General features: G+C 69.6%; 20 protein-coding genes. 11 read left to right on the forward strand and 9 right to left on the reverse strand.

The features are described from left to right. Nucleotides 1-28: 28 nt before the first annotated feature. On the reverse strand, nt 29-1,891 hold the full coding sequence (locus tag HPY32_RS24210) for a hypothetical protein (protein WP_067594058.1): 1,863 nt from the start codon (nt 1,889-1,891) through the stop codon (nt 29-31). 433 nt (nt 1,892-2,324) lie between these two features. Then, complete coding sequence (locus HPY32_RS24215) at nt 2,325-3,359, reverse strand: Lrp/AsnC family transcriptional regulator (protein WP_067594055.1); 1,035 nt, start codon at nt 3,357-3,359, stop codon at nt 2,325-2,327. Nucleotides 3,360-3,390: 31 nt separating this feature from the next. Here HPY32_RS24215 and HPY32_RS24220 point away from each other — a divergent pair, with 31 nt between their 5' ends. Then, a complete protein-coding gene (locus tag HPY32_RS24220) occupies nt 3,391-4,875 on the forward strand; it encodes an MFS transporter (RefSeq protein ID WP_231951879.1) in 1,485 nt (494 codons plus the stop codon). Nucleotide 4,876: 1 nt separating this feature from the next. Here the strand turns inward: HPY32_RS24220 and HPY32_RS24225 are convergent, their stop codons facing one another. Then, complete coding sequence (locus tag HPY32_RS24225; protein ID WP_067594048.1) at nt 4,877-5,506, reverse strand: TetR/AcrR family transcriptional regulator; 630 nt, start codon at nt 5,504-5,506, stop codon at nt 4,877-4,879. Next, nucleotides 5,506-5,853 (reverse strand): SPW repeat protein, encoded by a 348-nt coding sequence (locus tag HPY32_RS24230; protein WP_067594045.1) that lies wholly within the window; start codon nt 5,851-5,853, stop codon nt 5,506-5,508. The genes HPY32_RS24225 and HPY32_RS24230 overlap by 1 nt, the downstream gene beginning before the upstream one ends. A 163-nt stretch (nt 5,854-6,016) precedes the next feature. On the opposite strand from HPY32_RS24230, the gene HPY32_RS24235 reads away from it, so the two are divergent. After that, nucleotides 6,017-7,204, forward strand: coding sequence for an NAD(P)/FAD-dependent oxidoreductase (locus HPY32_RS24235; RefSeq protein WP_231951877.1), 1,188 nt, complete (start codon nt 6,017-6,019; stop codon nt 7,202-7,204). 33 nt (nt 7,205-7,237) lie between these two features. Then, nucleotides 7,238-8,014: a glutamate racemase gene (locus HPY32_RS24240; RefSeq protein WP_067594042.1), complete on the forward strand. Its 777-nt coding sequence runs from the start codon at nt 7,238-7,240 to the stop codon at nt 8,012-8,014. A gap of 164 nt (nt 8,015-8,178) precedes the next feature. On the opposite strand, the gene HPY32_RS24245 is transcribed toward HPY32_RS24240, so the two are convergent. Together HPY32_RS24245 and mftR2 are read right to left on the reverse strand one after the other, a co-directional pair. Further along, nucleotides 8,179-9,234: a ferredoxin--NADP reductase gene (locus tag HPY32_RS24245; RefSeq protein WP_067594039.1), complete on the reverse strand. Its 1,056-nt coding sequence runs from the start codon at nt 9,232-9,234 to the stop codon at nt 8,179-8,181. Nucleotides 9,235-9,272: 38 nt separating this feature from the next. Next, a complete protein-coding gene (gene mftR2, locus HPY32_RS24250; protein ID WP_082871740.1) occupies nt 9,273-9,893 on the reverse strand; it encodes a mycofactocin system transcriptional regulator MftR2 in 621 nt (206 codons plus the stop codon). Between the two features lie 383 nt (nt 9,894-10,276). Between mftR2 and mftF the strand changes: the two genes are divergently transcribed. The 6 genes from mftF to HPY32_RS24280 all read left to right on the forward strand — a co-directional run bounded on the left by mftF (nt 10,277) and on the right by HPY32_RS24280 (nt 18,040). Then, a complete protein-coding gene (gene mftF, locus HPY32_RS24255; protein ID WP_067594036.1) occupies nt 10,277-11,674 on the forward strand; it encodes a mycofactocin biosynthesis glycosyltransferase MftF in 1,398 nt (465 codons plus the stop codon). Nucleotides 11,675-11,816: 142 nt separating this feature from the next. Further along, nucleotides 11,817-13,181, forward strand: coding sequence for a GAF domain-containing protein (locus tag HPY32_RS24260; RefSeq protein WP_067594033.1), 1,365 nt, complete (start codon nt 11,817-11,819; stop codon nt 13,179-13,181). A 489-nt stretch (nt 13,182-13,670) separates the two neighbouring features. Beyond that, nucleotides 13,671-13,970: an antibiotic biosynthesis monooxygenase family protein gene (locus HPY32_RS24265; RefSeq protein WP_231951875.1), complete on the forward strand. Its 300-nt coding sequence runs from the start codon at nt 13,671-13,673 to the stop codon at nt 13,968-13,970. Between the two features lie 91 nt (nt 13,971-14,061). Further along, nucleotides 14,062-14,772: an NUDIX hydrolase gene (locus HPY32_RS24270; RefSeq protein ID WP_067596219.1), complete on the forward strand. Its 711-nt coding sequence runs from the start codon at nt 14,062-14,064 to the stop codon at nt 14,770-14,772. A 316-nt stretch (nt 14,773-15,088) separates the two neighbouring features. Then, nucleotides 15,089-17,233 carry a glycosyltransferase family 39 protein gene (locus tag HPY32_RS24275; protein ID WP_082871739.1) on the forward strand — a complete coding sequence of 715 codons (2,145 nt, stop codon included), beginning with the start codon at nt 15,089-15,091 and terminating at the stop codon, nt 17,231-17,233. Nucleotides 17,234-17,389: 156 nt separating this feature from the next. Then, nucleotides 17,390-18,040: a hypothetical protein gene (locus HPY32_RS24280; RefSeq protein WP_067594025.1), complete on the forward strand. Its 651-nt coding sequence runs from the start codon at nt 17,390-17,392 to the stop codon at nt 18,038-18,040. A 14-nt stretch (nt 18,041-18,054) separates the two neighbouring features. On the opposite strand, the gene HPY32_RS24285 is transcribed toward HPY32_RS24280, so the two are convergent. Then, nucleotides 18,055-19,299, reverse strand: coding sequence for a TetR/AcrR family transcriptional regulator (locus HPY32_RS24285; RefSeq protein WP_067596218.1), 1,245 nt, complete (start codon nt 19,297-19,299; stop codon nt 18,055-18,057). 434 nt (nt 19,300-19,733) lie between these two features. Between HPY32_RS24285 and HPY32_RS24290 the strand changes: the two genes are divergently transcribed. Together HPY32_RS24290 and HPY32_RS24295 are read left to right on the forward strand one after the other, a co-directional pair. Then, the gene (locus HPY32_RS24290) at nt 19,734-19,964 is read left to right on the forward strand and encodes a serine hydrolase (protein ID WP_156674890.1); all 231 of its coding nucleotides are present in this window, start codon (nt 19,734-19,736) and stop codon (nt 19,962-19,964) included. 197 nt (nt 19,965-20,161) lie between these two features. Beyond that, nucleotides 20,162-20,608: an SRPBCC family protein gene (locus HPY32_RS24295; protein ID WP_067594021.1), complete on the forward strand. Its 447-nt coding sequence runs from the start codon at nt 20,162-20,164 to the stop codon at nt 20,606-20,608. On the opposite strand, the gene HPY32_RS24300 is transcribed toward HPY32_RS24295, so the two are convergent. Both HPY32_RS24300 and HPY32_RS24305 read right to left on the reverse strand, forming a co-directional pair. Beyond that, nucleotides 20,609-22,618, reverse strand: a complete 2,010-nt coding sequence (locus HPY32_RS24300; RefSeq protein WP_253949912.1) for a prolyl oligopeptidase family serine peptidase — start codon at nt 22,616-22,618, stop codon at nt 20,609-20,611. A 245-nt stretch (nt 22,619-22,863) separates the two neighbouring features. Further along, complete coding sequence (locus HPY32_RS24305; RefSeq protein WP_067594018.1) at nt 22,864-23,457, reverse strand: SACE_7040 family transcriptional regulator; 594 nt, start codon at nt 23,455-23,457, stop codon at nt 22,864-22,866. Nucleotides 23,458-23,533 lie beyond the last annotated feature (76 nt).

Here is a 23,533-nt window from a genome sequence, read left to right on the forward strand (position 1 = left end):
AGCGGCCCTTTTGGTTGTTATGACTCGGTCACGCGGATTCGGTCGCCGCCAGCAGTGCCTCCGCGAATTCCCGCATCTGCGTGGGCCCGCCGAACCACGCCGCGACCAGATCCACGGCCGCGGTCCGGGTCCGGTACGCCGCCCGCACGAACTCGTCCAGGTCGATGGCGCCCGATTCGGCCTTCTTGGCAACGGATTCGAGGTTGTGGCTGGCTAGCAGCAGGTGCATCACCAGATGCACATCGACGCTGGCCGGGGTGTCGTCCAGCGGCTGCGAGTGCCGATTGGCGCGCCGACCCGACGCCGCGTCGGTATTCGGCCGGGATCCGAGCACCGAGTTGCTCCGGTGTGCCGCCCCGCCGAGTCGATGGGCGGCGAACTCCTCGGTGTGCTGAGCGTCGGCCTCGCCGTGCCGATCGGGCTGGGCATTGGTGTGCCGTGTCGTCGCCCCGGGGTGCCGGACGGAGTTGGTGCGGGCGGGCTCGGCGGCGACGCGTTGCGCCGCATCGGCATTGACGGCATTGACCCGCGGGACGGCATCGGTGCCGGGCCGCTGCGTGCCCTCGGCAGTGCCGTACGGCGTCGGCTCGCTCGTAATGCGTTGTGTCGCGCCGGTATTGGCCAGGCGAGAGAATTCGATATCGGGATGCTGTCCCGCATTGGCGCCGGTGCGCTTCCCGGAGTCGGCGATGACACGTTGCGCCGCTTCGATATTCGCCCGCTGCACGGCCTCGGCATCGGCGCGCCGAGCCGCCTCGACATCGGCCCGCTGTGCGGTCTCGGCGTTAACCCATTGCGCCGCCTCGGTGCTCGCCCGCTGTGCAATTTCGGTGTTGGGCCATTGTGTTGCCCCGGTGTTCGTCTGTTGCGCAGCTTCGGTGTTGGGCCATTGTGTCGCTCCGGTGTTCGTCCGTTGTGCAATTTCGGTGTTGGGCCATTGTGTTGCCCCGGTGTTCGTCTGTTGCGCAGCTTCGGTGTTGGCCCATTGTGTCGCTCCGGTGTTCGTCCGTTGTGCAATTTCGGTGTTGGGCCATTGTGTCGCCCCGGTGTTCGTCTGTTGCGCAGCTTCGGTGTTGGCCCATCGTGCCGCTCCGGTGTTCGTCCGTTGTGCGGTTTCGGCGTTAGTCCATTGTGTCGCTCCGGCGTTCGTTCGCTGTGTTGCCTCGGCATTCGTGCGTGGTGTGGCTTCCGCGTTCGTCCGCTGTGAGGCTTCCGGGTTGGCCCGTTGTGCTGCTTCGGCATTCGCCCGCTGCGCTGCCTCGGCGTTGGCTCGTTGTGCTGCCTCGGCATTGGTGCGTTGGGCGGCTTCCGCGTTCGCCCGCTGTATGGCCTCCGCGTTGGCTCGTTGTGCCGCTTCGGCGTTCGCTCGCAGGGCGGCCTCCGCATTGATCTGCCGGGTCGCCTCCGCGGCAATGCGGGCGACCTCTTCATCGATATTGATACGCCGGGCCGCGCCCTCCGCGCGCTGCGGCAGCCCGGAGCTCGCGGGGAACGGCGACTCGGCGCCCGTGGGCGCGGCGGTGGAGTCGGTGCGCGGGGAGTCGAGGGCGGAGCGGGCCGGGTCGACGTCCGCGCGCGATTCGAGCGAGTAGCCGCCCGATTCGTGCCGAATGGGGACCGAATCCGGCGCGGCGGTCAGCGATTCGGGCCGCGCGGGCTCCGGCCGGGCCGGGGTGGGCTGTGTGCCGCTGGTCTGCCACAGCGTGGCGAATTCCGGTGTGGACCACGCGACGCCGCCGTCGGACCGGCCCAGCGAGGTGCGTCCGGTGGTGGAGGGTATGTCGACACCGGTCAGTGCCGGGCCCGAGTCGTTGCCCGGATGGGTGAGTCGATAACCCTCCGGCCGGGCACGATGGGGTTCCCCGAGACTGGCGAAGTCGGCATCGGTCATAGTCGCCATTCTTACCTCCGTATCGGTGGTCTGCGACCCCGCGGGGTATCTTCTTGTATTCGTCGCATTGCGCGGATCCGCCCCGCGCTCCGCATTTTCGCTGGCCCGCCCGGTTTTTCGGGCCCGATCCGGCCGCCGGAGGCGGCGATCGGATTCGTGCCCGCCGACCGGCCGATGTCGCGTTGGACGCGGGCGGCGAACCCTCGGAGCTCGCCGAGATCCTTGCACGTTGACCGGACCGTGATCCAGCACGACGCGCGCAATCCTTTCGCGCGGGCCAATCACAACCGCATCTCGGCTGGAAATTTGCTTGAATACTGCACAATTAAGTCCAATAGTCCGATAGCCCCAAATCGGAAAACCGGAAAGTTGTAGCTGAAACAAAGCGGTGGCCGTTCGACGAATTCGATCGATCGCTTTTCCGGTGGCGGGCTCACCGGCGGCGGCGCGGCCCTGGGCGCGCGGGAGCCGGTAGCGGCGGGGCCAGCCGGCCGTTCACCGTGCGGGCCCCCGCCTGCTTCACCCGCTGCAGCACCGGCACCAGCTCGAAGCCGTGAATACCCGCGAGCGCCGCGATTCTCGTGTTCACGTACGGGAACAGATCCGCGGCGCCGGCGGTGTCGAGGCAGGCCATGATATTGAACGAGCCGCTGATCGCCGCGACATAGCTCGTCTCCTCGTGGTCGGCCAGCGCCTGCCCCACCGATTGCCAGTGCGGCGGCGCGACCCGTAGCCAGAGGAATGCCGCACAGCCGTAATCCGTTGCCGCCGGGGCGATATCGAGATCGAAATAGAGAATTCCGCCGTCCTGTAGCGCGGCGATCCGCCGGGTGACGCGCCCGATGCTCGTCCCGGTCGCGCGCGCGAGCGCGGAATAGCTGGTCCGGCCGTCGCGGGCGAGCAGTTCCAGCAGCGTCCGATCGGTCTCGTGCAGCGCCGAATCGGAATCACCGTCGGCGAGGATCGAATCCCGTGTCCCGCTCGCATATCGGCGCCCGCGCCAATCGCGGACATCGTGGCGCACGAACCGCTGCAGAATCATCGCCGCCTGCACGTCGTGCACCGGCGCGCTGCGCCGTAACCGCTGCACCAGCAGATCGTCGCGCTCGTGCGCGCTGCGCGGGTGCAGCGAGAAGGCGACCTCCGCGCCCGCGGCGCAGATGCTGATCCACGAGGCGTCCTCGCGCCCGGCGAGGGCCTCGGCCACGGCCGCGGCCCCGTCCGGGCGACAGCGCACCCGAATCATCCAGTCGTTCTCGCCCAGCGCGCGGGGGTCGACCGCGCCGATCACCCGCACCACGCCGTCGCGCCGCAGCCGCCGATAGCGGCGGGCGACGGTCTGCTCCGCCACGCCCACCTCCGCGGCGATCCGGCTGAACGGCGCCCGCGGGTCGAGCTGCAGGGCGTGCACGATCTGCGCATCCAGCGGATCCGAGAAGACGATTCCGCGCACCGACGAGGCTGTCACAGCCGGAAATCTACGCCGAAATCCCTTGCCGGTGAACGAATCGCGCGCCTGCGTCGATACTCGACGCCGCTTCGTCGACTATCGGGAAAGGACAACGATCGTGCGGAAATGGCTGCCGCTGCTGACGATCTGCCTCGGCACCTTCATGCTGCTGGTGGACGTCACCATCGTGAACGTGGCGCTGCCGGATATGCGGCACTCGCTCGGCGCCTCCGTCGGCGCGCTGCAATGGGTGGTCGACGGGTACGCGCTGGCCATGGCGGCGCTGCTGCTCGGCGCGGGATCGATCGCCGACCGGGCCGGGCACCGGCGGACCTATCTGGTGAGCATCGGGTTGTTCGTCGGGGCCTCCCTGCTCTGCGGCCTGGCGCCGACGCCGACCGTGCTCGTCGCCGCGCGGATCGTGCAGGGCGTCGGCGCGGCCGCCATGTCCTGCACCACCTTCGCGCTGCTGAACGACTCGTACGCGGGCCGGGACCGGGCCGTCGCCTACGGCCTGTGGGGCGCGGTCGCGGGCGCGTCCTCGGCGATCGGCCCGGTGGTGGGCGGCCTGCTGACCGAGGTGGCGTCGTGGCGGTGGATCTTCTTCGTCAACGGCCCGATCGGGGTGGCGGCCATGGCGCTGTGCGTCGCGGTGCTGCCCGCCGGGCGGATCGGGCGGGGCGGCCGCATCGATGCGCCGGGCATGCTGGCGTTCAGCGCGTTCGCCGGGACCCTGACCTACGCGCTGATCCGGGCGAACGAGCGGGACTGGTCGGATCCGGTGGTCGGTGCGACACTGTCGGCGGCCGCCGCGCTGCTGCTGATCTTCGTTGTGCGGGAGCGGCTTTCGGCCGAGCCGATGCTGGACCTCGCCCTGCTGCGCGAGCGCGCGTTCGCCGGTGTGCTGATCGCCGCGATCTGCCTGTACTTCGCGGCCTTCGCCGCCCTCATGTACACCCAGATCTGGATGCAGTCGGTGCTCGGGATGAGCCCGATCGGGGCCGGGCTGGTGGGACTGCCGCTGTCCGCCACGGCCTTTCTGGTTTCCGGGACGGTCGGACGCCGCCTGCACGGTGCGCCGCTGGACCGGGTGCTCGGTGGTGGGCTGATCGTCATCGGAGCGGGCGGCGTGCTCGGCGCGCTCCTGCTGAGCGGCGAATCCGCCTGGTGGGCACTGCTTCCCGGCTTCGTCGTGGTGGGGGCGGGCGTCGGGCTCACCACGGCGACGCTGGGATCGGCCGCGGTGGCCACGGTGTCGCCGGAGCGGGCCGGAATGGCCACCGGCGCGGTCAATACCGTGCAGCAGCTGGGTTATGCCCTCGGGATCGCCGCGCTGGGCGGCGTTTTCACCGGCGGGGCGCAGGGCTCGGCGTCCGAGCACGGACTCCCGACCGCGGCGGGGGTGCAGCTCACGCTGGCGATCAGCGGAGTCGCCGGACTGCTCGGCGGCGCGGTCGTGTTCCTGATGCTGCGGCGCGGCCGGGAAACCCCGGTGCCGGACGAACCGGTGGCGTCCGCGCCGATCGCGCGCTGACTCAGCCCAGATGGGTCATTCCGGCCGCGACGACCTGCGAGATATTGAGGATTTCCTCGGTCGTGGGAAGGGTGAGCCCGTCGAGGGCGTGCAGGCGGTCGGTGGTCGCGATGGCCAGCATGGCCGAGACCCACGCGCCCGCACAGGCCCGCACGGTGTCGAGCCGGACGGGTGCCGGGGCACTGGCCTGCAATACCCGGGCGGTGATGTCGAGCAGCTGATCGCGCATGCGCCGCAACTGTTTGCGTACATCCGGATGGGTGTCGGCCTCGCGCCACATGATGACCCGCAGCACCGAGGAGTGGTGATCGCGAAGATTCAGTGCCGCATCGAGATTCACCAGGCTGCGGGCCGGATCGCCGGGTGCGACGACGGTTTCGATGTCCTCGATGGGGTGGGCGGGCACTCGCTCGGACACCAGCGCCGACAGGATCGAATCCTTGGTGGGGAAGTAGTAGAAGACCAAGCCCTTCGGCACCCCGGCGGCCGTCGCGATGGCGGCCGTCGGGGTGGCATCGAATCCTCGTGTCGCGAAGAGATTTTCGGCCGCATCCAGGATGAGCTGGCGGGCGTCGCCGTCGACCTCACGGTTGCGGCGACGCCGCGCCCTACGGGATATCGGCCCCGGCATCAATGTGCCGTGTGCAGACGGCCCGCCACCTGTGGCAGCGCCGCGACCGCGATCACCACGGTCAGTACGCCCACGATCCACGCCGTCCACGAGGCGCCATTGTAGGCGTGGAAGTTCATCACCCACGGGGAGATGAACAGCAGGACGCCGAACAGGCCCATGCCGTAGTCCAGGCCCGCCAGGCCCGGCCGTGCCATTTGCGCCAGGGCGCTGAGCGCGATGAGCACACCCAGCACGATCATCGTCCACATCGCCCGTGTGCTGTGGTCGACCCAGATGGGCGACAGGGCGGTGAAAACACCGAGTACCAGGGCTACGAAGTCCTGCGCGCGACTCTCGCTGAACATGATGTGCCTCCTCGGGGCAGTGGATTGTGTTCTCCTCCCGGTATAACTCTGATTGACCGCCCGATCAATATCTGTGCGGATACAATTCGGGACCCCCGTCGGCTGTGCCGCCGATCACGATGGAAAATAGAACAAGTTCTAGAATAAGGTGGTTGTCGTGCAGGTGAGCGAACGTCCGATCGTGATCGTCGGCGCGGGCTTGGCGGGCCTGCGCACCGCGGAGGAGCTGCGGCGGGCCGGGCATACCGGCGGGCTGATCCTGGTCGGGGACGAGCCGCGGCTGCCGTACGACCGGCCGCCGCTGTCCAAGCAGTTCGTGCGCGGCGAGATCGACGACACCACGCTGCGGCCCGCCGAATTCTTCGCCGAGAAGGACATCGAGCTGCGCCTGGGTGTGCCCGCGGCGGGCGTCGACACCGCGGCCCGGCGGCTGCTGCTGGCCGACGGATCGGGCATCGACTACGACCAGCTGATCATCGCAACGGGCCTGCGCCCCAGGCGGATTGCGGGCCTGGCGGCGGCCTCCGGCGTGCACGTACTGCGCAGCCACGCCGACGCCACCGCATTGCGCGACGAATTGGAAAGTGCGGCAAGGGTACTCGTGGTAGGCGCCGGATTCATCGGCTGCGAGCTGGCGGCGAGCTGCCGCGCCCGCGGCCTGGCGGTGGTATTGGTGGAACCGCAGCCGACACCGCTGGCCGCCGCGCTCGGCGAGCGGGTCGGCGGGCTGCTGGCGCGCCTGCACCGCGACGAGGGTGTCGACGTCCGCTGTGAAGTCGGTGTGGAATCTCTTGTCGTCGAGTCGGATTCGGTGCGCGGTGCGGTATTGTCCGACGGTGCCGAGGTGGCGGCCGACCTGGTGGTGGTCGGCGTCGGCTCGGTACCGGTCACCGAATGGCTTGCCGATACCGGCATCCCGGTGGCCGAGCCGCGTGCGGGCGGCGGAGTACTGGCGGACGAGGTGGGCCGGACCGCGATCGCGGGCGTCTGGGCGGTGGGCGATGTCGCCGCCTGGCGGCACGAGACCGGGCGCGCGCGTCGGGTCGAGCACTGGACCAGCGCGGGTGAGCAGGCCAAGCTGCTCGCCTGCGCGCTGCTGGGTACGACGCCGCCGGCCGCGGTCCGGGTGCCCTACGTCTGGAGCGATCAGTACGACCTGAAACTCCAGGTGCTGGGCACCCCGGGCGGGGCCGACGAGGTGCGGGTGCTCGACGACGACGGCCGTAGGTTCGTCGCCCACTACTTCGCCGACGGCGCGCTGACCGCGGTCGTCGGCGCCGGGCGCACCGCGCAGGTGATGAAGATGCGCGCCGCGCTCGTCGCGGCCATGAGCGGGGCGCAGGTCGGCTGAGCGACGGTCGACGGCCGCTAATACAGTGGGATCGTGATCGTCACGCTGATCGATTCCGGACTGGGTCTGCTACCCACGAGCGCGTGGCTGCGCCGCCTGCGGCCGGATCTGGATCTGCTGCTGCAGACCGATCCCGACGGCGCGCCCTGGGGACCGAAGCCCGACGACTGGGTGACCGAACGGGTGCTCGCGGCGACCCGGCGCGCACGCGAGCGGGGCGCCGAGGTGGTCGTGATCCCGTGCAATACGGCCAGTGTCACCGCGCTCGAATATGTGCGCGCCGAGGTCGGGCCCGAGGTGCCGGTGATCGGCACGGTTCCGGCGATCAAGCCCGCGGCGGCCGCGTGCCGCACGGTCGCGGTCTGGGCGACCGCGGCGACCACGGCCAGCAGCTATCAGGCCGATCTGATCGCCCGCTTCGGCGGCGACGCCGATGTGGTCGGGGTGGCCTGCCACGGCCTCGCCGACGCCATCGACCGGGGCGATCTGCCCGCGATCGAGAAGGCCATCGAGGCCGCCGTCGCGCAGACCCCGCCCGGCACCGAGGGCATCGTGCTCGGCTGCACCCACTATCCGCTGGTGCTGGACGCCATCGTGGCCGCCCTCCCCGCCGACATCCGCCTCTTCGACAGCGCCGAAGCCGTTGCGGCCCAAACCCTTCGGCGCATCGACGCCCTCGGCCGCGACTCGGCCGGATCCGGCACGGTGACCGTGCTCAACAGCGGCCGCCCGGGCACCCTGCCCTCGAGCGCGGCCGCCTTCGAGTCCGGCCGCATCCTCGGCGCGGTGGGTGCAGCCGCCTCGCTCTAGCGCCCCAGCCGATCCCGGCGCCTCCCCGATCCCGGCGCCTCCCCGATCCCGGCGTGCCATCTCGTCGATCCCGGCGTGCCATCTCGTCGATCCCGGCATGCCGTCCCGTCGATCCCGGCATGCTTTTGGCCGGGATCCTCTTGTGATTCCGGCCAAATGGGCCGTCAGAACTGGATCTTGAGGTGATCGGTCACCGGATGTGCCTGGCAGCCCAGGATGTATCCGGACTCGATGTCCTCCGGGTCGAGGATCTCGCAGTTGTCCATCTCGACCTTGCCCTCGAGGATGGTGCAGGCGCACGAGCCGCATTCGCCCTCCTGACAGGAGTACGGCACGTCGATTCCCTTGGCCAGCATGATGTCCACCAGCGTCTGCCGTCGCGGCCAGCGCAGGTTGTGCACCTGACCGTCGAGCTCGACCTCGACGGTGGCCGCGTCGGCGGCCTCCTGCTCCGATACCTCCGCGGGGGCGCTCTCGGCGAACGGGTCGCCCGACAGGGACGTGAAAACCTCGGCGTGCGTACGGTTTCGGGGCATGCCGAGCTGGGCCAGCGCGTCGTGCACCCGATCCATGAACGCCTTCGGGCCGCACAGGAAGGCGCGATGGCCGGTGTAGGGGGCGGCGAGGGCGGCCAGCGCCTCGGCGCTGGGCAGGCCCTGCAGCGTCTCGAGCCAGTGCACCACCACCAGCCGCTGCGGATGCTTCTCGGCCAGTTCGCGCAATTCCGCTGCGAAGATGACGGATTCGGCATCGCGGTTGGCGTAGACCAGCACCAGCCGACCGCCGCCGCGGGCCAGCGCCGACTTCAGGATCGACATCACCGGCGTGATCCCGCTGCCCGCCGCGAACAGCAGCAGATCCTCGTCGAGATCCTTGGGCGTGAAAACCCCTGAGGGCGGCAGCACTTCGAGCTCGTCGCCCGCTTTCACGTTGTCGCACACCCAATTCGAGGCGTAGCCGTCGGCCGTGCGCTTGACGGTGACCTTGGGCCGGTCGTCGGTGTGCGGCGAGGAGGCCAGCGAGTAGCAGCGCGCCACCGAGCCGGTCCGCTCGCTCGGGATGCGCAGGGTGAGAAACTGGCCCGGCTGATAGGCGAACCGCTCGCCCAGTTCCTCCGGCACCTCGAAGACCAGCGAGCACGCATCGGCGGTCTCGGCGATGACCGCGGAGATTCGCAGCACGGCGGATCGCGAGCCGTGCGGTACGTCGACGGTGGTCATGGTGTCCTCTCGGGAAACTAGAACGTGTTCTAGTTTCACTATACGTGGCCGTTCTCCTGGCGGACAAGCTGGGCCTCCAGGCCCGCGACCAGCACGTCCATGCCGAAGTCGTAGGAGTACCTACCGCGCAGGTCGGCCATGTGCGCGACGGCGCGCTCGACCGCCTCCGGAAGCGTCACGTCCGTGAGCGGGGCGCGGTCGCGGGGATTCACCCGGGCCCGGCCGAACAGGTAGGTGTGAATGGTGGCGTAGGCCGCCAGCACATTGCGGTCGCTGAAGCCCGCGTCGAACAGGATCTCCATCACCGCGGCGATCAGGTCGAGCTGCTTGCCCAGCATCTGTTCGATGAGCACGTCGCCGAGACCGGGGTGCTTGCGCAGCTTCTCATCGATCTGATCGATGAGGTCGCGCAGCCGGTGCTGCCACGGCCCCGAATCCGGCGGCGGCTTGCGGACCCCGGTCAGCGCCGCGCTGGCGACCAGGTCGAGTAGTTCGCGTTTGTCGGCGACGTAGTAATACGGGGCCATCGGCGAGACGCCGAGTTCGCGCGACAGGCGCCGCATGGACAGCTTCTCCACGCCGTCCTCGCGCACCACCCGCAGCGCCGCCTCGACGATCTCGGATTCCGACAATGTATTGCCGCCCCCGCTCGTCTGCATCCGTCCGACTCCCATGCCACCTCGAGACCGTGCCGCAGCCCACCCGTACGGCGGCCGATTCGTCATCTGCTGTTCAACATGCTTTTTCCCTCCGCAGTCTAGAGAACCCCTCGGGCAGCGGGTTCGCGTGCGTCGCCCCGACCGGGCCGGTCTGTGAGCAACGGCTCACCGCGGTATTTGCCAATGGTGAACCAGGCGGCGGCGCAATGTGATCTGCGCCCCTCCGAAGTGATGGTTGCCATTCGATTGCCAGCAATCGTGGCGAATTGCGCGCCGGTCCGCTGCGGGACGCGCCGGAGCCGGGTCGGGTATTCGCATCGATTTCAATGCGTTTTTTTCGACACGGGCTGCCGGAACGGCAATCACCGCATAGCATCCCAGGAATGCGCCATGATCGACTGCCCGACGGGTTCGGGGTCCGGATCGATCCCCGGGTGCGCACCTACTCCGGCGGGCGATTCCTGGTCGGCGGTTCTCCGACGAGGTTGCTGCGGCTCGCGCCGGAGGCGGCCGCCCTGATCGGTGACGGGTACCTGGAGGTGACCGATCCGACATCGGCGGTGGTTGCCAGACGGCTGCTCGATTCCGGGGTGGGCAACCCGCGCCCCCGGCTGCTGCCCTCGCCCGAGGACGTCACCGTGGTGGTGCCGCATTACAACGACGCGGCCGGGCTGGAGCGGCTGCTCGGCACCCTGCGCGGGCACAGCGTCGTGGTGGTCGACGACGGCTCGGACCGGCCGGTGCCGATTCCGCGCACCCGCGGCCGCTGCCGGGTGACGGTGCTGCGGCACGACCGGCGCCACGGGGCCGCGGCCGCCCGCAATGCCGGTTTACGGGCCGCGACAACCGAATTCGTGGCCTTCCTGGACTCCGACGTGGTGCCGCGCGCCGGGTGGCTCGAGGTGATGCTCGGGCACTTCAGCGATCCGGAGGTCGCGCTGGTCGCGCCGCGGATCGTGGCGCGCGAGCAGGACACCACCGTGCTCGGCCGCTACGAGCAGGCCCGCTCGTCGCTGGATCGCGGGCGGCGCGAGGCCGCGGTGACCTCCCGCGGCGCGGTGTCCTATGTGCCGGGCGCGGCGTTACTGGTGCGGCGGCGGGCGCTGCTGGCCGAGGGCGGTTTCGACGAGGGGATGCGCTCGGCCGCCGACATCGATCTGTGCTGGCGGCTGGAGCAGGCGGGCTGGCGGCTGCGCTACGAGCCCGCCGCGCACGTGGCGTGCGATCATCCGGTCTCGGTGGGGAAGTGGTTCGGGCGCAAGGTCTCCCACGGGGCGAGCGCGGCCCCGCTGGCGGGTCGGCACGCCGGGATGGCGACGCCGCTGTCGGTGCCGTTCTGGACGGTGGTGGCCACGGCCCTGCTGGCGAGCGGCTCGCGCCGGGGCGTGCTGATCGGGGTGCTCACGCTCGCCGCGGCATTGGCCCGGCTGCGGCGGGTATTCGCCGAACTCGACAATCCGACCCGGGTCGCGGCAATTCAACTGGCCCGGGGCTTTTCCGCGGGGGTGTGGCGGATCGTATCCGCGCTGTGCCGCCATTATTGGCCGGTGACGGTGCTGGCGATGGTGGCCTCGCGGCGCATTCGCCGGATCGCGTTCACCCTGGCGGTGGCCGACGGGCTCGCCGATTGGTTCACCCATCGCGAGACGGGCGGGCTGGACCCGCTGCGCTATTTATTCTGCAAACGGCTCGACGATCTCGCCTACGGAACCGGATTGTGGTGGGGCGCCGTGCGGGCCCGCAATGTCGCCGCGCTGCGGCCCGTGGTGCCCCGGCACTGATCGCCCGAGCGCCGCGGAAATTCCGCCGTCCCCCCGACTTTCGGCCCTCCGACCGACAGACTGTGACCTGACGGACAAACGCCGGGCTCGATAGGCCGTGCCGATTGTCCGCCGGTACAGTGCTGGGGCGGAAAGAAGGCGAATGGTCAGCAATCTCGCAGGTGGCGGCGTGGTGGAACCCGGAGCGGAGCCCGACACGCGCCTGGGTGCGCTGGAAACCTATGCCGCCCAGGCCCACGACCATCTCGGCGCGGGCACCGATCAACTCCCGGGTCTGCTGCGGCCCATGGTGCTGCAATCGTGGCTGCGCAGCATGCGCGGCGGGGTCGATCCGCTCGATGCCGTCGACGGGCGCGGCCTGCGCGGCACGGATCTGCAACGCTATCGCGAGAGCCATCCGATCGCGGCGGTGATGCCGCTGGTGGATCGGCTGCTGCTGCAGGACGCCACCGGTTCCGGGCTGATCGTGGTGGTCGCCGACCAGTTCGGCCGGGTGTTGTCGGTGCACGGCAATCCCGATCGGGTGGCGGCGGTGACCGCGGCCGGTGTGCGCGAGGGCGACGATCTGAGCGAGCGGCGCGTGGGGACCAATGCGATCGGGCTGGTGGTGCGCACCGGGCGCGCGGCCTGGATCCACGGGCCCGAGCATTTCCTGCGCCGCATGCATCGGCTCACGGGAGCCGCTGCGCCCGTGCACGATCCGGACGGACGCCTGGTCGGGGTGTTGATGATCGCCGGTGGGGCGCGGGTGGCGCAGCCGGAGGTGCTGGCCCTGGTCAAGGCCGCGGCGACCGCCGCCGAGATGGATCTCGCGCTGACCGCGGCGCGATTCGCGCGGCGCGGCGCGGAAGGCCCCGGCGCGGCGGCACGGTCGAGCCCGGCGCGGTCGCCGGACCGGCTCGGGCTCGAGGTGCTGGGCCTGGGCCAGCCGCAGCTGACCGTGGCCGGGGAGCGTATTCCGTTGTCGCAGCGGCACGCCGAGATCCTGCTGCTGCTGGCCGAACATCCCGAGGGGCTGTCCGCGGACCATCTGGCGCTGCTGCTCGACGACACCGACCTGGACAATGCCACCGTGCGGGCCGCGATGTCGCGGCTGCGCGGGGTGATCGGGGCGGCGGTGGTCGGCTCGCGGCCGTATCGGCTGCTGGTGCCGCTCGCCACCGATATCGAGGCGCTGCGGGCGGCACTGGACTCCGGCGATGTGGAGACCGCGGTGCGGCTGTACGCCGGGCCGGTGCTGCCGCGCTCGATCGCGCCGGGAGTCATGGACATTCGCGACGAGTTGCGGGTGCGGCTGCGCAGCGCGGTGCTGCGGTCCGAGGACGCGGTGGTGCTCGGCCGCTGGACCGCGTGCGCCGAGGGCCGCGACGACGCCGCGGCGTGGGCGGTCTACCGGTCCACCGTGGATCGCGACTCCGCGCTGTATACCCAGATAGAGGCCAAGATTCGGGTGCTCGACCGGCGCATGGGCGTGAATGCAACGCAGATGCAACGTTTCGGCTCCTAGGCTTCCGAAACTGAAAGTCGGTTGTTCCGGAACGTTATGAAGTGGTGTCCCGGGTGAGCTGTATCTGTCGGGGGTTCAGCTCGCCAGGGTGCTACTACCGCGCCATCATGATCGAACCGCCCGGATTGTCGGTGGAGGCGAGTAGTCTGATCGTCGAGGTGGCCGAGCGAGTTTCACGCCCAGCGTCACCGCAAAGCTTCGCCGGTGCCGGTCCCGGGGAAGGTCCGGCACCGGCGGGGGTTCTCCGGTCCGCTTCTCACCACCCCCCGCCCCGGTTCCCCCTCGGGCAAGCAATGCCACCCGAATACGCGCCACGGCCTGCCCCGAACCCCCTGCACCGGCACGCCGCAGCGCCCCACCGCCCGCGGACGAGCGACCCGTCCGCGGGCGGAGGGACAACCCGAGCCGGTGCCGTCCACGCGAAATCCATTGGCGGAACAGGGCACGGCATTGCAAGCTGCTGGGGTGACTGATGATTCGGCTCGGGTGGTGACTGTTTTTCGATCGCGGTTGCGCGAGGATGCCGGGGCCAATGGGTATTACGAGCTGACGGAAAAGCTCGATGCTCGGGCGCGGGCCATGCCGGGGTTCGTGGACGCCAAGACTTTCACCGCGGCCGACGGGGAACGGGTCACCGTGGTCACCTTCGACAATGCCGAGCACCAGCGCGCCTGGGGGCAGGACCCGGAACATCGGGAGGCGCAGCGGCGTGGGCGCGAGGAGTTCTACAGCGAGTATTCGATCTCGGTCTGTGAGGAGCGGCACCGCGGGGGATTTCCGAGGGGCTGACCTGTGCGAACGGGGCTGGGGGGCAAACCGATTCGCGGGGGTGTGCCGCGGATCGGATTTTATCGTCAAACTGACGATTACAATCGCGATCATGGGCAATGCTTTTCGCCTGAATGCCGCGGTCGCCGTCGAATTGGTGGTACTCACGCTGGGGGCTCGCAGCGCACCGAACGACACCTTGTGCGCATTGCTGGTGCAGCGGCTGCTGGCGCCCTATCGGGGTAGGTGGGCGTTGCCGGGCGGATTCGTGCAGAACGAGGAGAGCCTGTCCGCGGCAGCGGTGCGAGAGTTACGCGAGGAGACCGGAATTCGCGCCGACCGCCTGCATTTGGAGCAGCTGGCCACCTACGGCGAGCCCGGCCGCGATCCGCGCGGCCGCGTGATCAGCACCGCCTACCTGGCGCTGGTACCCAATCTGCCCGCCCCCAATGCGGGCGGCGACGCCGTCGCCGCCGCAATATGGTCCGTGGATCAGGTCCTCGCCGACCGCGGCCGATTAGCCTTCGACCACCGCCGCATTCTCGCCGACGGCGTCGAACGCGCCCGCGCCAAACTCGAATACACCCCCTTGGCCACCGCCTTCTGCGGCCGCGAATTCACCGTCGCCGACCTCCGCCGCGTCTACGAGGTCATGTGGGGCACCACCATCGACCCCCGCAACTTCCACCGCAAGGTCACCACCACCCCCGGCTTCGTAGAACCCACCGGCCGTACCACCACCCGCGACGGCGGCCGCCCCGCCCGCCTCTACCGCGCGGGCCCCGCCCAATCCCTCCGCCCACCCATGCTGCGGCCCAACTGATCCCGCCAAAAAGCGCGCCGGGATGACGATTGGAGTTGCGTCGGGATGACAACGGGACTTCTGTCGGGTGGCGGCGGGGATTGTGTCGGGATGATGACGGGATTTCTGTCGGGATGACGGCGAGGCTTCTGTCGGGGTGGTGGCGGCAATTCTGTTGTGCTTACTGGATTGGCACTGGGATGTTGTCTTGTCATTCCCGTGCGTTCTCGGTCGGGATCTACTGTTCGGGCACAGGAAGTTCCCAGGGGAGCTGGAGGGGGGTGACGGGTGGGTTCTTACGGTCGGCGGGACGGGAGAGTGGAAGGAAGGCGGCGGCATGGTTTCGAGCGTCGTGGGCGGCGCCCGGGTGTTCGATGGTGGTACTGCTCGGTGGCGGGTGGTGGCGGATCAGCAGCGGTGGGCTCGGCCGGGGGTGGGGATGTTGCTGGTCGCTACGGCCGTGTTGTATTTGTGGGGGCTGCGGTCGGCGGGGTGGGGGAATCCGTATTACGCGGCGGCCGTGCAGTCGGGGACCAAGAGCTGGAAGGCGCTGCTGTTCGCCTCGCTGGATCCGGGGAATGCGATCACCGTCGACAAGCCGCCCGCCGCCATGTGGGTGATGGGGCTGTCGGGGCGGGTGTTCGGATTCAGCTCGTGGTCGATGCTGATGCCGCAGGCGATGATGGGCGTCGCCGCGGTCGCGCTGCTGTACGGGGCGGTGCGTCGGTGCAGCGGACCCGCCGCGGGCCTGATCGCGGGTACCGTGCTGGCCCTGACTCCGGTGGCGGCCTTGATGTTTCGCTACAACAACCCCGACGCGCTGATGACGCTGCTGGTGGTGGCCGCCGCCTACGGTGTCGTGCGGGCCATCCAAACCACCGGCGGCCGTGTGCTTTCCGCGAGCAATGGCTGGCTGGCGCTGGCCGGTGCCGCGATCGGATTCGCCTTCCTCGCCAAGATGATGCAGGCGTTTCTGGTGCTACCCGGCCCGGCGCTGGTGGTGCTCATCGCCGCTCCGGGTGGAATCCGTTCCCGGATAACTGGATTGGTGACGGCCGGAGTAGCGATTGTGGTCTCGGCCGGGTGGTACGTCGCGCTGGTGCAGCTGTGGCCCGCGGGCTCGCGCCCCTATATCGGCGGCTCCACCACCAACAGCCTCTGGGAACTGGCCGTCGACTACAACGGCCTCGGTCGCGTATTCGGCAGTCACTCCGGGCACGGCGGCGGTGCGCCGAGCCACCCACCGGCCGCGCACGCCGCGACCGCCGCCCACGCGGCCGGTCCGCACTTCGGCGGCATGGCGGGCGGCCAGCCCGGGGTGCTGCGGTTGTTCCAGGACTCGCTGGCCACCGAATTCGCCTGGCTGCTGCCGGTCGCGGTGCTGGGTCTCGTTGCCGGGCTGTGGATTACGCGCCGCCGCCCGCGCACCGACCCGGATCGGGCGGCGCTGATCCTGTGGGGCGGCTGGCTGGTGAGCACCTTCGCGGTGCTGGCCGCCATGAGCCGCTCGTTCCACACCTACTACACGATCGAACTGGCCCCGCCCATCGCGGCGCTGTGTGGCATCGGCATCGTGCTGCTGTGGCGGCGGCGCGAGCACCGGCGGTCCCGGCTCACCCTGGCCGCGATGTCGGCGGTCACCGGGATCTGGGTGTTCACCCTGCTCGATCACACGCCGAACTGGCTGCCGTGGCTGCGCTGGACCCTGCTGGTCGGCGGATTCGTCGCGGCGGCGCTGCTGGTGCTCGGCGCGCATCGCGCCCGCCGCGTCGGGGCCGTAATCGCCGCCGTGGCACTGATTTCCGGCATTGCCGGACCGGCCGCGTACGCGGTGGAGACGGTCGCGCTGCCGCATAGCGGCGGCAGCCCCGCCAGCGGCCCGGCGCGCGCGACCGGCGGCCGATCCGGCTGGGGCGGCGCCACCGCCGCGACCCCGCGGCTCGACTCGCTACTGCGCGGCGCCGACAATCGCTGGGCCGCAGCGATTGTCGGTTCCCGGCTGGTCAGCTCGATCGAATTGAACACGGGCGCATCGCTACTGGCCATCGGCGGCTTCAGCGGCCGCGACGACTCACCGACCCTCGCGCAGTTCCAGCGGTACGTGGCCGCCGGGGATGTGCACTACTTCCTGCTCAGCGACCGCTCCAACCAGCGATCCGGTCGAGCACAGCCCGACGATTCACAGCACGGGCACGGCGGCGGCCGTTCCGGCGCGGGTACACCGGGCCGCGGCATGGTGAGCATGCCTGCCTCGAGCGATGGGACTGCGAGTGGAACGACCGGAACTGCTGTGGGCGAAGGTAATTCGACACCCGACTCTTCGGGTGGAAGTGCGTCGAGTGTCTCGCGGTACGCGAATCACGGTGGCACGGGGTCGAATACGGCCGGATTGCAGATCACGTCGTGGGTACAGGCCCATTACACCGGGACCGAAATCGACGGAATCACCGTCTACGACCTGACAGTCCCGCAGCGCCCTTGAGCCCCGCGTATTCCACGAGGCGGGCGGCGGATCCGAGCGAATCCTTCGGACCGGAAGTAAAACGGCTCGGAACTGCGACGTTTCGGGGACGTGACGGTGCCGCATCGAGTCCGGCAAATGCGGTATACGAACGCTGCGCGGTGGTAAACCAGGGATATGACCGAGGTTGCGGCAGCGGCGCCGACGACGAGAGGGCGGTCCGCCGAGTTCTGGGGATATGTCATGTGGGGGCTGGCGACGCTGGCGATCGCCGTGCCCGAGTTGTCCGCGGTTTTCCGGCTGGCCGATTGGCCGACCATCTCCGCGACCATCGGCCACCTCGAGGACCGGCACTCCTGGGTGCGGCTGATCGTGGTCTTCGTGATCACGGTGATCGGCTACTACGCGGTCCCGCAGCTGACCACCGTTCCCATGCGGGCGGCCGTGCTCGGCACCCGGCGGCTCACCGCCAACGGCCGCCTCACCGCCGACGTCGAGGCGGTGCGGTACGAGGGCATGGGCGGATATCTGGTGGCCGCCCTCGCCGCGTACGTGGTGGGTGTGGCCTTCGCGGCGAGCGCGCGGCACCTGCACCCGGGCACCTTCGTCGGTGCCTACGTGATGTACGGGCTGATCGCGCTGATGTGGGTGATCGTGCCCAGCATCCTGGCAATGTTCTTCGCCCGCGAGGTGCCCTTCCCCACGTTGTTCCGCACCGTCGGCTATCTGGAGCGGCGGGCCACCCCGGTCGCGGCGGTGCTGCTCGGGCTGCTGGCGGTGCTGGTGGTGCACCTCGCCCTGTATCCCTGGCCGCGCATCCAATCCTGAAGCGCGGCAACGGATTATCGCGGACCGCCGAACAGGATGGTCTCCATCAGGCTGATCACCCGGTCCTTCGGGCACCGGCGCGGATCCTCGCCGAACACCCGGCCGAGGTCGACCACCAGCCCGAAGGCCGCGTGCACCAGGATGCGGGCCTGCGCCTCGGGCAGCTCCGGGCGCACCGCGACCAGCAGCCGCACCCACTCGGCCACGATGAGCCGCTGGATATTGCGCAGCACGGTCCGCTCCTCGGCCGGGACATGGCCGAACTCCGCGTAGTACACGAAGGTCAGTTCCCGGTCGGCGAACGAGCCCGCGACATACAGGTCGATCAGCTTCGACAGCGCCTCCGCGGGCGTGGCCGAGGACGCGGTGGCCGGACCGATCGCGCCCGACACCCGGTCGGCGGCCCGCCGGAACGCCGCGGCCAGCAGGTCGCTCTTGCTGCGGTAGTACCGGTACACCGCCGAGGCCGCCGACAGGTCCGCCGCCGTCGCGATGTCCTCGACGCTCACATTCGGATAGCCGCGCCGATGGAACAGCTCCACGGCCCGCTTCAGCAGCAGCTCGTGCTTGAACGACTGCGGGATCTCCACCGCGCGCGGCGGGCGCGGCCCCGACTCCACCGGCGGCAGATCGGCGCGGATCAGTGCCCACGCGGCCGAATTCAACACGGCGGTCAGGGATTTCGCCGGGAGCGCGGCGTGGTGGTCGCCGATGCTGGTGATCACGCTGAACACGGCGACCGAGCGGATCATCCGGTCGCGGCGCGACAGTTCCGGGCGGAGCTCACCGATGAGGTCGCGCAGCGCCGTGACGGCCGTGCGGAATTCGTCGCCGAGCGTCTTGCGGTCGGTCTCGTCGAGGTAGCGGCCCTCCCAGCGGATCAGCGTCACGGTCGAGCGATTGGCGATGGTCTCGGCGATCAGGGCGTCGAGCACGTGGCCGATCCGCCGCTCGGGGGCCCAGTCCGCGGCCCGCTCCGGGAGGGCGACCGCCGTCACGATGACCGCGCCCAGGCGTAGTAGCTCCTCGCGGAACAGCGCGTATTTGCTCGGGTAGTGCCGGTAGAGCGCGGCGGAGGAGATGCCGAGCCGGGAGGCGATGTCCTCCATGCTCACTCCGTGGTAGCCCAGCGAACCGAAGGCCGCCGCCGACGCGGCCGCGATCTGCGCCCGCCGGTTCTTCGGGCGCCGCCGGATCACCCGCTCCTGCGGCGCCGTCGGCTGGTCTGCTGAATGCGCGGCGCGCGATCCTCGGCTCATGGTTGCGACCTGTCGTTCGGATTGCGGGGCGCCCTCGCGGCGAGCGCGTGCGTTGTGGCGCTCCTCGACATTCATGTCCGCCATCGTAACTACCAGGCAATTTGGCACGGTTCTGTGTTACCGGCGGTTTCGGGTGACCCGCCGCCGCGGCGCGCTTCCGTGGGCTGGTCGCCGGGCTCGTTCTCGACGCCGATGTTTTCGTCGAATATGTTGTGCCCCAGCTATTTTCGTCGCGGTAGGGCATTGCGGCGGTGGTGGCGGGTGTGACCTCGGTTTCGGGATGTTCGCGCTGCGTTCGCGCGGGCGCACGAGGGGACCAGCCGTGCGTCTATCGCCGCGGCCGCGCCGTCATCGACCTGTGGACGGGGCATGACCCGGTTTCCGGCAAGCTGCGGGACGCCGAGTGTCGCGGCGACACCCTCTAGCGCGGGCAAATCGCGCTCTCGGCCCCGGTCCGGAAGTACTGGCCCGAATTCGCGACCACCGGAAAGGCCGAGGTCACCGTGGTCGAGCTGCTGTCGCCCCGGGCCGGTCTGTCCAGCCTCGACCCGGACTCCGGCATCGGCGTCACGGAACTGACCGAGGGGGTCGGCGTGCGTGACGACACTGGATCGCTCCGCGCTGGCGGCCGTGGATCACCGGTACTGTGCGCGGCACTCGTCTAGGGGCCTATATCCGGACCATGGTCCGAAATGTCCTGGGACGCACGGGGAAATGTGGCTGAAAGTTTAATCGACCGACCGGTTTTCGGCGTGGTCTCGAAATCGCATCGTTTCGTATGCAACCTCTGGTTCCGGATGCTCCACGGCCCGTAGGCTGCGCAGCGACTCTTTACTCCCCATTTGCCCGGAACGGAGACACCATGCGCACGGTGGACCTGGAGCGCACGATCCAGGCGCCCGTCGCCGATGTCTTCGACTGGCTCACCGATGCGACGAACTATCAGCGGGCGCCGTTCATTCGCCGCGTCACCCTCGTCCGACCGGGCGATATCGCCGAGCACGGGATCGGCGCGGTGCGATTACTGGTGACGCCGCTGCTGCGGGTCACCGAGGAGATCGTGGCCTACGACCCGCCGCGGATGATGCGCTACAAGATCCTCAGTTCGTTTCCGGCACTGCGCAATCAGGACGGCTGCATGCTCTTCGAGCCGATCGGCGAGCAGGCCACCCGGGTGCGCTGGCATTCCGAATTCGAGGTCGCGGCACCGATGTTCGCCGACGCCTGGACCCTGCTGGTGTGGCCGCTGGTGGTGCTGGGCATCCACGGGGTGCTGCTCACCGCGGCCCGCGAGCTGAACCGCGGTTGATCACTTCGGCATGAGCTGTCGCATGAAGTACGTGTAGCGCAGCGCCGTGGTGACGGCCGACTCGTCGATATTGGCCCCCGCGCCGTGACCGCCCTCCGCGCCCTCGTAGAACAGATACGGGACCTGCAGCGAGGCCAGCTTGGCGGCGAACTTGCGCGCATGCTGCGGCCCCACCCGGTCGTCCTTGGTGGTGGTCCAGACGAACGGCTCCGGATACCGCACCCCCGGTTTCAGTTGCTGATAGGGCGAGATCGAGGCCAGGAACGCGCGCTGGGCGGGATCGTCGACGCTGCCGTATTCGCCGACCCAGGACGCCCCCGCGGCGATCTGCTGGTAGCGCAGCATGTCCAGCAGCGGCACGCCGATGTCGACCGCGTTCCACATGTCCGGATGCTGTGTGAACTCGACCCCCATGAGCAGGCCGCCGTTCGACGCGCCGGTGATACCGAGATGTTCCGGCGTGGTGATCTTGCGGGCGACGAGATCTCTTCCCACGGCGGCGAAGTCGTCGAAGGCGCGCTGCCGGTGCGTGGTCAGCGCGGCCTCGTGCCACGCCGGGCCGAATTCGCCGCCGCCCCGAATATTGGCCAGCACGAAGGCCCCGCCGCGCGCCAGCCATAGCCGCCCCAGCACGCCGTCGTAGCGCGGCGTCATGGCCGTCCCGAAGCCGCCGTAGGCATTGAGGATGGTCGGATTGCTGCCGTCGAGCGGCATATCGGCCCGGTGCACGACGAAGTACGGCACCTGGGTGCCGTCGGCGGAGGCCACCTTCTGCTGATCGACCGTCAGATTCGCCGAATCGAATTGCGGCGGAACCGTTTTCACCGAATGCACGGCGTCGGACGCGGTGTCCAGCCGCCAGAGCGCGGTGGGTTGCAGGAACGAGGTGACGGTGAGGTAGGCCAGGCTGCCGTGCGCGTCGCTGGCCGCGGCGGCGAGAGCGGCATTGTCCGGCAACGGCAGTGGCGTCGCCGCCCACGAACCGTCCGGACGCGGGGCGTAGGCCGTGGCGCGGCCGCGCACATCGTGCAGCGAGAGCACCACCGCCTGGTCGCGGGTGGTGAACACGCCCTGATAGGCGTCCGTCGGACCCGGCGTGTAGACGGCGGTCGGATGCAGCTGCTGCGGGTCGCGGGCCACCGCGTCGGCATCGAGCGACACCAGTGTCCCGGTGGGGAAGGTGGTGCCGCCGACGGCCCACTCCTGATTCAGCGAGACCAGAATGCGATTCGCGATCAGATCCTGGACGACGGCCTTGGGCGGCAGGGCGAGCTGCGGGGTTCCGTTCGCGGTGACCAGCCGGTACTGATTCTCGAAGAACGATGGGCTGCGGTCGAGCAGGGCCAGCCGATGGCCCGCGCCGTCGGCGAGCACCTGCGGCGCCGCGCTCACATCGGTGTGCTCGCCGCGGCCGAGTTCCACGGCGGCGTCGAGGGGTTGGCCGCGCCGCCACTGTTTGACGATGAAGGCGTAGCCGGAGGTGGTCAGGTCGCCGGGCTGCCATTCCCGGCTGACCAGCAGCGTGTCGTCGTCGAGCCAGGCGACGTCCTGTTTACCGCGCGGCAGGATGAAGCCGGTCGCGACGAAACCCGGTGTGGCCAGGTCGAATTCGCGGACCGTGACCGCGTCCTCGCCGCCCTCGGACAGCTCGACCAGGCAGTGGGTGGCGGTGACCGGCGAGCAGTCGACGCCCTTCCACACCCAGTTCCTGCCCTCGTGGGCGGCGAGCGCGTCCAGATCCAGCACCGTGGTCCAATGTGGTTGCGGCGACTCGTAATCGGGCTCCGACGTCTTGCGCAGGATGCCGCGGACGTGCCCGGCGTCCTGCCAGAAGTTGTAGATCTCGCCGCCGATGATCATCGGCGTGGCCAGCCGGTCGGGCGAGTTGCCCACCTCCCGGGCCGCGGCCAGGTTTCCGGCGTAGCGCGGATCCTGTTGCAGCACACCGGTTGTCTTGGCATTCTCGGCGGAGACCCACTGCTGCACGCGGGGGCTGTCGGTCTGCTCCAGCTACTGGAACTGATCGGCAGGGGCCGAGGGCGAGCTGTTGCCGCACGCGGCCAGGGCCAGTGCGACCGCCATGACCAGCGCGGCCTGCCAACGCTTCCGTACTCGACCCACGGTGCCTCCCCGAGATCATTCCGACGCACCGAGTAAACCACGACCGACCGACAGGATGGGACCGAGAACGGATGCGGCCGATCCGGCGATAGTGGATTCCGGCCGAAAGCGCGCCGGACCAGGGGTGCGCCGGATCAGCCCAGTGCGGCGAGGGCCATGCGGCGCAGGATGGGGCGGGCGCGAGTCGCGAGGGCGGCAGAGGCGCTGTGCGGAGTGGAGTTGATCAGGCCGAAGGTGGCGTGCGCTTGAACGCGCGCGGCCGGTTCCGGGAGGTCGGGGTGCAGTTCGCGCAGGACGGCCACCCACAGTTCGACGTATTGCCGCTGGGTGCGTCGCACCTGGCGGCGCGCGGCATCGGGCAGGTTTTCCAGGTCGCGGTCCTGAATGCGGATGAGTTCCGGCTCGCCCAGCGCGAAGTCGAGATGGAACTCGATCAACCCGTCCAATGCGTCCTGCGCCGAATCCGACCGCGCCACAACGGCTTTCCCGCCGTCGAGCAGTCGCTGACTCACCCCCACCAGCAACTCGACCAGCAGCGCCTCCTTGTTGGGGAAGTGCCGGTACACCGCCGGGCCGCTGATGCCCACCGCCGCGCCCAGGTCGTCCAGCCGCACGCCCGGGAATCCGCGATCGGCGATCAGCCGCGCACCCGCCTCCAGCAACTGCTGCCGCCGCTGTGCCTTCATCTGCTCGCGGCGCGTCGGCGCGACGGAATCGCTGCTGGTCATCGCGCCTCCCATCCTGTGACCTGGACAACTCGGTTAATGCAGATTATCTTAGATTTCAGTTATTGGCGATTAACCG

Origin of the sequence: Nocardia terpenica (assembly GCF_013186535.1) — a bacterium.
Classification (GTDB): domain Bacteria; phylum Actinomycetota; class Actinomycetes; order Mycobacteriales; family Mycobacteriaceae; genus Nocardia; species Nocardia terpenica.

What these genes read in the sequence shown, in the direction of transcription:
- HPY32_RS24210 (WP_067594058.1), bottom strand. Translation starts at nt 1,891, where the DNA reads ATGACCGATGCCGACTTCGCCAGTCTCGGGGAACCCCATCGTGCCCGG.
- HPY32_RS24225 (WP_067594048.1), bottom strand. Translation starts at nt 5,506, where the DNA reads ATGCCGGGGCCGATATCCCGTAGGGCGCGGCGTCGCCGCAACCGTGAG.
- HPY32_RS24230 (WP_067594045.1), bottom strand. Translation starts at nt 5,853, where the DNA reads ATGTTCAGCGAGAGTCGCGCGCAGGACTTCGTAGCCCTGGTACTCGGT.
- HPY32_RS24245 (WP_067594039.1), bottom strand. Translation starts at nt 9,234, where the DNA reads ATGACCACCGTCGACGTACCGCACGGCTCGCGATCCGCCGTGCTGCGA.
- mftR2 (WP_082871740.1), bottom strand. Translation starts at nt 9,893, where the DNA reads ATGCAGACGAGCGGGGGCGGCAATACATTGTCGGAATCCGAGATCGTC.
- mftF (WP_067594036.1), top strand. Translation starts at nt 10,277, where the DNA reads ATGCGCCATGATCGACTGCCCGACGGGTTCGGGGTCCGGATCGATCCC.
- HPY32_RS24260 (WP_067594033.1), top strand. Translation starts at nt 11,817, where the DNA reads ATGGTCAGCAATCTCGCAGGTGGCGGCGTGGTGGAACCCGGAGCGGAG.
- HPY32_RS24270 (WP_067596219.1), top strand. Translation starts at nt 14,062, where the DNA reads ATGGGCAATGCTTTTCGCCTGAATGCCGCGGTCGCCGTCGAATTGGTG.
- HPY32_RS24275 (WP_082871739.1), top strand. Translation starts at nt 15,089, where the DNA reads ATGGTTTCGAGCGTCGTGGGCGGCGCCCGGGTGTTCGATGGTGGTACT.
- HPY32_RS24280 (WP_067594025.1), top strand. Translation starts at nt 17,390, where the DNA reads ATGACCGAGGTTGCGGCAGCGGCGCCGACGACGAGAGGGCGGTCCGCC.
- HPY32_RS24285 (WP_067596218.1), bottom strand. Translation starts at nt 19,299, where the DNA reads ATGAGCCGAGGATCGCGCGCCGCGCATTCAGCAGACCAGCCGACGGCG.
- HPY32_RS24295 (WP_067594021.1), top strand. Translation starts at nt 20,162, where the DNA reads ATGCGCACGGTGGACCTGGAGCGCACGATCCAGGCGCCCGTCGCCGAT.
- HPY32_RS24305 (WP_067594018.1), bottom strand. Translation starts at nt 23,457, where the DNA reads ATGACCAGCAGCGATTCCGTCGCGCCGACGCGCCGCGAGCAGATGAAG.